Consider the following 8,964-nt stretch of genomic DNA (forward strand, 5'->3'; position numbering starts at 1 on the left):
CGCCAAATCTGTCTTCGTGCGGCTGGCCCGGGATCGAGCAGGACGACAGCGACATGCCGAGCGAAACGATGTCCTTGGCCGCCGCCCGCGCCGCTGCCGCGATTTCAGCCAGATCGTGGCCGGCTTCCGACAGGTGGCCTGATATCTTGTGCACGAACAAGGTGCCGGCAACGCCGCGCGGCTGGGTGATGTCAGGCAAAGCGATATCGTCGGCGACAATGACCATCTCGACACGAAACCCTTCGGCGCGCGCCTTCTCTGCCGCCAGGCCGAAATTGAGACGGTCGCCGGTGTAGTTCTTGACGATCAGCAGGCAGCCGGCCGGGCCGGTGACCGCGCGAATGGCCGCCAGCACCGCTTCGACGCTTGGCGAGGCAAAGATCTCGCCCGAAACCGCCGCCGTCAGCATGCCCCTGCCGACGAAGCCGGCATGTGAAGGCTCGTGCCCGGCCCCGCCGCCGGAGACGACACTGACTTTCGTCTTGTGCCAGTCGGCGCGCAGGACGACCTTGATCTCGGGATAGCCGTCGAGGCGCGCGAGATCGATTGATCCGGTGGTCCTTAACAGGCCGTCGAGCGCCTCGGTGACGATCGTTTCCCTGCGGTTGAAAAAGTGCTTCATCGAATTCGTCCCGTACTCGAAAAATCAAAACCGGTGCTGAATCACCGAAAACCGCTCACATCAATCGCTGTCCATCGGCGCCGAAATACAGCGGCGCCCGGTAGCGGATCACCACTTTGTCGCCCTGCGCCAGATCCGTGTCGGGATCGGTCAGCGTCACCAGTTTCTTGGTGCCTACCGTCACATGCAAATGGTTCTGGTCACCGAGATGCTCGACCCAGTCGACAACGCCGTCAGCATGGCCATTCGCGGCCTTCGCGATCGTCAGATGCTCGGTGCGCGCGCCGATCGTCTTGGTGCCGGCCGGTGCGCCGCCGTCAGGCAGCAGCTCGGTCGGCAGAAGATTGATCGCCGGCTGGCCGAGCCTCGCCGCGACATGCAGGTTTGCCGGCTCTGAATAGATGGTGCGCGGCGAGCCGATCTGCACCAGCACGCCCTCGGTGAGGATGCCGATGCGGTCTGCCATCGTCATCGCCTCGATCTGGTCGTGGGTGACGTAGAGCATGGTGGCGCCGAGCTCGGTCTGGATGCGCTTCAGCTCGAGCCGCAGATCCGCCCGCAGCTTGGCGTCGAGCGATGACAGCGGCTCGTCCATCAGATAGATCGAAGGCTTGCGCACCAGCGCGCGGCCGATGGCGACGCGCTGCATTTCGCCGCCCGAAAGCTTGGTCGAGCGGTTGGCGAGCTTGTGATGGATGCGTACCATCTTCGCCACCTCCTCGACCCGGCGGCGGATCTGGTCTTCCGGCATTTTCCGCGCCGGCGAGCGCAGCGGAAAGGCGAGATTGTCGAACACCGACAGATGCGGATAGAGCGAATATTGCTGGAAGACGAAGGCGGTGTCGCGCTCGGCCGGCGACAGCGTCGTGGCATTGTGTCCACCGATCTCGATCGTGCCGCTGTCCGGCCGTTCCAACCCGGCGATGAGCCGCAGCGTCGTCGTCTTGCCGGCCCCGGTTGGCCCGAGCAGCACGACGAATTCACCATCTGCTATGTGCAGGTCGAGGCCGTCGACGGCGACATGGTCGCCGAAACTCTTGGTCACGTTCTTGATGTGCACCTCAGCCATGCTGGGCCCTCCGTTCCGAGGCGACATCGTGGATCGCGGTTCTCACCGCGCGGCCCGATCCCTTCTCGAACAGCGACAGCCGCGCGCTGCTCAGCGTCAGGCCGACATGGTCGCCGGTGGCGAGCCTGATTTCGGCCGGTACGCGTGCCTTGATGATGCCATCCGCCGTCTCCACCGCGACGATCTGCGTGGTGCCGAGATATTCGGTGCCGTAGATGGCGCCGCGCAATTTTGAGGCGTCGTCGAAGCGGATGTGTTCAGGGCGGATGCCGAGCGCCATGTCGCCAGGTGCGATGTCCTCGCGCACCTCCGGCACCGCGACCTTCGCGCCTTGCACGATGATCTCCCTGGCGCCCTTGGCGAGCCCGCCGCCAAATCCCAAAAAGTTCATCGGTGGCGAGCCGATGAAGTCGGCGACGAACATGGTCGCCGGGCGGTCATAGATTTCGCGCGGGCTTCCGAACTGCTCGATGACGCCATGGTTCATCACCGCGATCTTGTCGGCCATCGACATCGCTTCCATCTGGTCGTGCGTGACATAGACCGTCGTGGCATGGATGCGGTTGTGCAGTTCGCGCAGCTCGTGGACCATCAAATCGCGGAATTCGGTGTCAAGGGTTCCCAGCGGCTCATCCATCAGGAAGCATTTTGGCCGCCGCACGATGGCGCGGCCGAGCGCGACGCGCTGGCGGTCGCCGCCGGCAAGTCCGGAGACGGATTTGTTGAGCAGATGGTCGATGCGCAGCAGCTTCGCCGTTTCCTCGACCCGCGTGCGGATTTCGGCCGAAGGCATGCCTTGCGCCAGCAGCGGGAAGCCGATGTTCTTGCGCACATTCATGTGCGGGTAGAGCGCGAACAGCTGGAAGACGAAGGCGATGTCGCGCTCGCGGGCCCGCAGCATGGTAACGTTGTCGCCGCCGAGCAGGATCTGGCCGCCGGTCGGCAGCTCAAGCCCCGCGATCATGCGCAAGGTCGTCGTCTTGCCGCAGCCGGACGGGCCGAGCATGACGAAGAACTCGCCATCCTCGACGACGAAGTTGGAATCCTGCACGGCGACGAAATCGCCGAAAGCCTTTCTCAGGTGCTGGACACGGATTTCGGCCATGATTATTCCGGGAACTTGGAGACGATGATGAACATCACGGTGCCAGCGAGCATGGTGATGAAGGAGTAGGTGTAGAGCGACAGCGCGAAGGGCTGGAACAGCATCAGGAAGCCGATGGCGATCAGCGCTGTCGCGATGTTTTCCATCAGCCCGCGCCGTGCCCAGGCCGGCCAGCGCGATTTGCGGTTCCCAGGCTTGGTCAAGCTCATTTGCGCACCGCGCCGAAGGTGATGCCGCGCAGCAATTGCTTGCGAAGCAGGATGGTGAAAACCAGGATCGGCACCAGGAAGATCGTCGTGCCGGCCGCGACCGCCGGCCAGTCCTGGCCGCCTTCGCCGATGATGGTCGGGATGAAGGGCGGCGCGGTCTGCGCCGTGCCGGAGGTCAGGAGAGCTGCGAACGCATACTCGTTCCAGGCGAAGATCAGGCAGAAGATGGCGGTCGCGGCTATGCCGGTCGTCGCCTGCGGCAGCACGGTGCGCCAGAAGGCCTGCAGCCGCGTGTAGCCGTCGATCATTGCCGCTTCTTCATATTCGCGCGGGATCTCGTCGATGAAGCCCTTCAGCAGCCAGACAGCCAGCGACACATTGACCGCCGTGTAGAGCAGGATCATGCCGAGCGCGGTGTCCGACAGGCCAAGCTCGCGGTACATCAGATAGATCGGAATGGCGACGGCGATCGGCGGCATGAAGCGCGTCGACAGGATGAAGAACAGGAGGTCGTCGGCGAGCGGCACCTTGAAGCGTGAGAAGCCGTAGGCCGACAGCGTGCCTAAGAACACGGCGCAGAAGGTCGAACCGAAGGCGATGATCAGCGAATTGACGAAGCGCGGCAGGAAGTTGGACGGACCGGCGATCACCATGTTGCGCTTGCGCGTGGTCTCGTCGCAGAAGCCCGTCGCCGGACCCAGCGAGTTGATGTATTCCGGCGTCTGCCGGGTCCGCGTCGTGAACAAATTGCAGTAGCCCTCAAGACTGGGCTGGAACAGGATCTTGGGCGGATAGGCAATCGAATCCGGCGGCGTCTTGAAGCTGGTGGCGAAGATCCACAGCAGCGGCACGATCGAGATCAGTGCGTAAAGCACGATGATCGTGCCGGCGATCCGTTTCGAGTTGCTGCTCGGTGCGACGACCGAATGGGCTGTGGTCAGGCTCATCTCTGCTTCACCTTGTTGAGCGCCTTGACGTAGATGTTGGCCAGGCCGAACACCGCCACGAAAAGGATGATGGCGAAGGCCGAGGAATAACCGGTGCGCCAGCTTTCGAAAGCCTGCCGCTTCAGCGTTATCGAGGCGACCTCGGTCGTCGAGCCCGGCCCGCCGCCGGTCAACAGATTGACCATGTCGAACATCTTGAAGTTCTCGATGCCGCGAAACAGCACCGCCAGCATGATGAAGGGCAGCGCCATCGGCAGCGTGATCGACCAGAACTGCCGCCAGTTCGAGGCGCGGTCGACCTCGGCCGCCTCGTAGATGTATTCGGGGATGGAGCGGAGGCCCGCGAGGCAGATCAGCATCACGTAGGGCGTCCACATCCAGGTATCGACGATGATGATCGACCAGGGCGCCAGCGACACGTTGGAGAGCATCTGGATATCGGTCGGCGGAATCCTCGTGACGAAGGAGATCGCATAGGCGAACAGGCCGATCTGCGGCTCATAGAGGAAGCGCCAGAAATTGCCGACCACCGCCGGCGACAGCATCATCGGCACCAGGATCAGCGTCGTCCAGAAGGCGTGGCCTCGGAACTTCCTGTCGATCAGCCAGGCCAGCGTGAAGCCGATCAGCGTCTGCAAAAGGATTGTCCAGAACACGAAATGCGCGGTCGTCTGCATGGCGATCCAGATATCCTTGTCGCCGAGGATGCGCTGGTAGTTGGCAAGGCCGAGATTTTTCACCACCTCGTTCGGGCGGTTGGCCCGGTAGTTGGTGAACGACAGATAGATCGCCCAGAACAGCGGGAAGATGTTGATGGCCAGCAGCAACAGGATCGTCGGCGAGATGAACAGCCAGGCGAGGCCCTTGTCGCTGATGCCCCGGACCTTGCGGGCCAACGGTTCCGGGGTCGCCCGGGCAACGTTCTCCGCGGTCCGATTGAGCATGGTGAGTCCTGCTTCGGTCACTTGGTCGTCTCTGTCATGGAATTTATCTGAACTGCATCCCGTGCCAAGGGGCGGCACGGGATGCTTGGCTTAGCTCGGGAGGAGCTGGTTACATCTTGCCATCGTCCTGGAAGACCTGGGTCCAGTCCTTGACCAGGCCGTCGAGCGCATCCTTGGCCGAACCCTGGCCGGCGACGACATAGTCGTGGAAGCGCTTCTGCGAGGCCTGCAGCAGCGGGGCGTAGCTCGGCTCGGCCCAGAAGTCCTTCACGATGGCCATCGAGTCGAGGAAGGTCTGCGCGTAGGGCTGGCTGGCCGGGAATTTCGGATCCTTGACCACCGCGTTGAGGCAGGAATAGCCGCCGAGCGACCACCATTTGGCCTGCACGTCCTTGTTGGCGAACCACTTGATGTATTTCAGCGCCGCCTCCTGCTTGTCGGAATAGGACACCACGGAGATACCCTGGCCGCCGAGCTGGGCGAACTGCTCGCCGTCGGGACCCTTCGGGTTGACGAAGTAACCGATCTTGTCGCCGCCGACATTCTCGTCCTTCTGCAGGCCCGGCCATGTGAAGGCGAAGTTCATGTGCATCGCCACCTGGCCGGATTTGAAGGCATCGACGCCTTCGCCCATGTAGCTGTTCGAGGCACCGGGCGGCGTGCAGCAATCATAGAGCGCCTTGTAGAATTCCAGCCCCTTCACCGACTTGTCGGAGTTGACGAAGCCTTCCATCTCGTAGGGCTTCTTGGGGTTTTCGTATTGGAAGCCATAGCTGTAGAGCACGTCCATGGCGCCCATGGTGATGCCTTCGGAGCCGCGCTCGGTGTAGATCGAGGCGCCATAGACGGTCTTGCCGTCGATCTCGCGCTTCTGGAAGAACTCGGCGACCTGCTTCAACTGGTCGAAAGTGGTTGGCGGGCCGAGGTCCCAACCGTACTTCTCCTTGAATTCCTTCTGCAGCTCCGGCTTGGAGAACCAGTCCTTGCGGTAGGTCCAGCCGACGACGTCGCCCATGGCCGGCAGCGCCCAGTAGTTCGGCGTGTTCTTCGGCCATTCCGAATAGCCGACGACGGTTGCCGGCACGAAATCGTCCATGCTGATCTTCTCCTTGTCGAAGAAGTCGTTCAGCTTGACGTAATGGCCGTTCTCGGCAGCGCCGCCGATCCACTGGCTGTCGCCGATGATCAGGTCGCACAATTTGCCGTGCGAGTTGAGCTCGTTGAGGAAACGGTCGGCATAGTTGCTCCACGGCACGAACTCGAATTTCATGCCGATACCGGTTTCCTTGGTAAAATCCTTGGACAGTTCGACAAGCGCGTTGGCCGGGTCCCAGGCGGCCCAGCACAGGGTCAGGTCTTCAGCGTGCGCGACGTTCGCGACGGCTGTCGACGCTGTGATTGCCGAGGTCAGTCCCAACGCCAGTTTCAAGCTCGATTTCATGACTTCCTCCCATTTGCGAAACGCGCCCGGATGACGGTTTCAAAAAGCCCTCAACCCCTCTCCTCAGGGGCCCAAACATGGCTGCGCGGTTACACTGCAGATGTTTAGTAATTTGTTTAGTGATGCAATTTTTACTAAACAAGGCAAGCGAATTCGTTGCTGCGCCGCAGCATGCTTATGGCGATGGCTGAAAACGTTGGGAAAAGCGCGGGTCGCTGGCCGGCTTACCGAAGCTGTTCAGGCCGATTCTGACCGGGACGTGGGGCAACCTCGGCTTCAATCGACCCTTCTGGTGCTCACCATCACCTTGCGGATCGCCGGCGCCGGCGGCAGCAGCGCGCGGATATCGGCGAACGGGAACGACGGTTCGAAACGGAAGGCTTCGGCCGATGAGCCTTGCGCGCCGTTGCACTGGCCGGCGCGAAAGGCGTTCTGTGTCCGCGCAATGTCGACGAAGCGGTCGGGATCCTGCGATTGATGCATGCGGATCGCCTCGGCCTTGACGTCGGCATGGGCGGAAATGTCGACATAGTGCGTCGGCGAAAAACCGGTGCCGCCCATCGTGTCGGCATGCAGCACTGGGACGGCGAAAGACGCCGCGATACGAACGCCGTCCGACAGCGCGCGATGGTCTGCATGATAATCGTTGGGCGCATGCGTGATCACCAGATCCGGGCCGATTTGACCGATCAGTGCTTTCAGAGCTCCAATCAGCGCTGCATCGGCCACCAGCTCGCCGTCCGGGAAGTCGAGGAAGCGTGGCACTGCGCCTACCAGCGCGGCCGCGGCCGTTGCTTCGTCGCGACGGACACGAGCGAGAACAGCGGGATCGCTCGAGCCGCCCCTGGCACCATCCGTGGCCATGGCAAAAGTGAGTTCTGCGCCTTGCGCGGCATAGGCGGCCATCGTACCGAACATGAAGATCTCGATGTCGTCCGGATGCGCACCGAGCGCCAGGATTTTCAAACGACTCTCTCCCCGGAATTGGAACAACGTGACGAACGGAATCCTGCTCGCCCTGATCGCCTACGCAAGCTATTCGGGTAGCGATGCCGTTGTCAAAAGCCTGGGCGGTCAGCTCACGATCTTCGAGATCGGCTTTTTCATAACCTTGTTCGCGGGCTTCTTCCTGTTCTTCACGCGGCCCGCGGGCGAACGCTGGCGCGATTTCTGGCGCACCAGAAGGCCATGGGCGGTGCAGGCGCGTGCCTGGGCGGGCATCGCTTCCGGCGTGCTCAGTGTCTACGCCTTCACCACCATTCCGCTGGCCGAGTCCTATGCGTTGATATTCCTGGCGCCGCTCTGCGTCACCATTCTCTCCACGGTGATCCTCAAGGAGAAGGTCGGCCCCTGGCGCTGGCTGGCGGTGGTCGCCGGTTTCGCCGGTGTCATGCTGGTGGTGCGGCCGGGCTTTCGCGAGCTCAATCTCGGCCACCTTGCCGCCTTCGGTGTTGCTTTCCTCGCCGCCACCAGCGTCATCCTGATGCGCTCGCTGGCGCAGCAGGAAAAGCGCACCACCATGCTCGGCGTGCTGGTCGGCTACGGCCTGCTGTTCAACGGCATCGGTGCCGCCGCCACCTCGTTCACCGTTCCCGACGGCAAGCAGTTGCTGTGGTTGGTGGCGGCCGGTGCCTTCACAGCAGGTGGACAATTCCTTCAACTGCTGGCCATGAAATACGCGCCTGCCAACCGGGTCGCGCCGACGCATTATTCGCAGATCGCCTGGGCGGTGATCCTCGGCGCGTTGTTTTTCCAGGAATATCCGGACGGGCTGTCGCTGGTTGGCCTGGCGGTCGTTGGCGGCGCCGGCCTGTTGACCATGGTGCGTGAGGAAGCGCGGCTGGGGACCGTGCGCTGGAACCCGTTTTCGCGTACCCGGCTTTGAACCGACTCTGGTTGCGCCCTGGCCGTAACCGCTGATATGCGGGCGCCATGACCACAAAACCCCTGCCGGAGCTTCCTGTGTCCGTCGTGCTGCCGGCGCTGAGGGAAGCGCTTGGCGATGGCAACAGCGCCGTGCTGGTGGCGCCGCCCGGCGCTGGCAAGACCACGCTGGTGCCGCTGGCGCTGCTTGACGCGCCTTGGCTCGGCGCCGGCAAGATCATCCTGCTTGAACCGCGCCGCCTCGCCGCTCGCGCCGCCGCTCGCCGGATGGCTGAGTTGCTTGGTGAGGAACCCGGCGCCACCGTCGGCTACGCCATGCGCATGGAAAACCGCATTTCGGCAAAGACCAGGATCGTGGTCGTCACCGAAGGCGTGCTGGCGCGCATGATCCTCGACGATCCCGAACTGCCCGGTGTTTCGGCTGTCATTTTCGACGAATTCCACGAGCGTTCGCTCGACGGCGATTTCGGTCTCGCTCTGGCGCTCGACGTGCAGGGGGCGCTCAGGCCGGATCTGCGCTTGACTGTGATGTCGGCGACGCTCGACGGCGCGCGCGTCGCCAAACTCATGTCGGGCGCGCCGGTCGTCGAAAGCGAGGGTCGCGCCTTTCCCGTCGATATCCGTTATGACGAACGGCCGGCCGGCATCGCCATCGAGGACGCGATGGCCAAGGCGATCCGCGCCGCCCTTGCCGACGAGAGCGGCAGCGTCCTTGCCTTCCTGCCCGGCGGTGCGCTCGATCT

General features: G+C 62.9%; 10 protein-coding genes. 2 read left to right on the plus strand and 8 right to left on the minus strand.

The annotated features are described in order from the left end of the window. From EN914_RS14085 to EN914_RS14120, 8 genes are all read right to left on the minus strand, one after another. The coding region (locus EN914_RS14085; protein WP_164778738.1) for a dihydroxyacetone kinase subunit DhaK at positions 1 to 622 on the minus strand (622 nt) is incomplete at its 3' end. A gap of 55 nt (positions 623 to 677) precedes the next feature. Then, positions 678 to 1,691, minus strand: a complete 1,014-nt coding sequence (locus EN914_RS14090; RefSeq protein WP_024501814.1) for an ABC transporter ATP-binding protein — start codon at positions 1,689 to 1,691, stop codon at positions 678 to 680. Continuing rightward, complete coding sequence (locus EN914_RS14095; protein WP_024501813.1) at positions 1,684 to 2,796, minus strand: ABC transporter ATP-binding protein; 1,113 nt, start codon at positions 2,794 to 2,796, stop codon at positions 1,684 to 1,686. Before EN914_RS14095 ends, EN914_RS14090 begins: the two co-directional genes overlap by 8 nt. 2 nt (positions 2,797 to 2,798) lie before the next feature. After that, on the minus strand, positions 2,799 to 3,005 hold the full coding sequence (locus EN914_RS14100; RefSeq protein ID WP_013528080.1) for a hypothetical protein: 207 nt from the start codon (positions 3,003 to 3,005) through the stop codon (positions 2,799 to 2,801). Further along, positions 3,002 to 3,952 (minus strand): carbohydrate ABC transporter permease, encoded by a 951-nt coding sequence (locus EN914_RS14105; protein WP_013528079.1) that lies wholly within the window; start codon positions 3,950 to 3,952, stop codon positions 3,002 to 3,004. The genes EN914_RS14100 and EN914_RS14105 overlap by 4 nt, the downstream gene beginning before the upstream one ends. Continuing rightward, positions 3,949 to 4,896, minus strand: a complete 948-nt coding sequence (locus EN914_RS14110) for a carbohydrate ABC transporter permease (protein WP_013528078.1) — start codon at positions 4,894 to 4,896, stop codon at positions 3,949 to 3,951. Before EN914_RS14110 ends, EN914_RS14105 begins: the two co-directional genes overlap by 4 nt. A 109-nt stretch (positions 4,897 to 5,005) precedes the next feature. Next, positions 5,006 to 6,337, minus strand: coding sequence for an ABC transporter substrate-binding protein (locus EN914_RS14115; protein ID WP_024501812.1), 1,332 nt, complete (start codon positions 6,335 to 6,337; stop codon positions 5,006 to 5,008). A gap of 276 nt (positions 6,338 to 6,613) precedes the next feature. Continuing rightward, positions 6,614 to 7,303: a PIG-L deacetylase family protein gene (locus EN914_RS14120; RefSeq protein WP_024501811.1), complete on the minus strand. Its 690-nt coding sequence runs from the start codon at positions 7,301 to 7,303 to the stop codon at positions 6,614 to 6,616. 28 nt (positions 7,304 to 7,331) lie between these two features. Here EN914_RS14120 and EN914_RS14125 point away from each other — a divergent pair, with 28 nt between their 5' ends. Together EN914_RS14125 and EN914_RS14130 are read left to right on the plus strand one after the other, a co-directional pair. After that, positions 7,332 to 8,222 carry a DMT family transporter gene (locus tag EN914_RS14125; protein WP_013528075.1) on the plus strand — a complete coding sequence of 297 codons (891 nt, stop codon included), beginning with the start codon at positions 7,332 to 7,334 and terminating at the stop codon, positions 8,220 to 8,222. Positions 8,223 to 8,269: 47 nt separating this feature from the next. Then, on the plus strand, positions 8,270 to 8,964 hold a 695-nt coding region (locus tag EN914_RS14130; RefSeq protein ID WP_127389131.1), incomplete at its 3' end, for a DEAD/DEAH box helicase.

It is taken from the genome of Mesorhizobium sp. M7A.F.Ca.CA.001.08.2.1, assembly GCF_003998455.1.
GTDB lineage: Bacteria > Pseudomonadota > Alphaproteobacteria > Rhizobiales > Rhizobiaceae > Mesorhizobium > Mesorhizobium ciceri.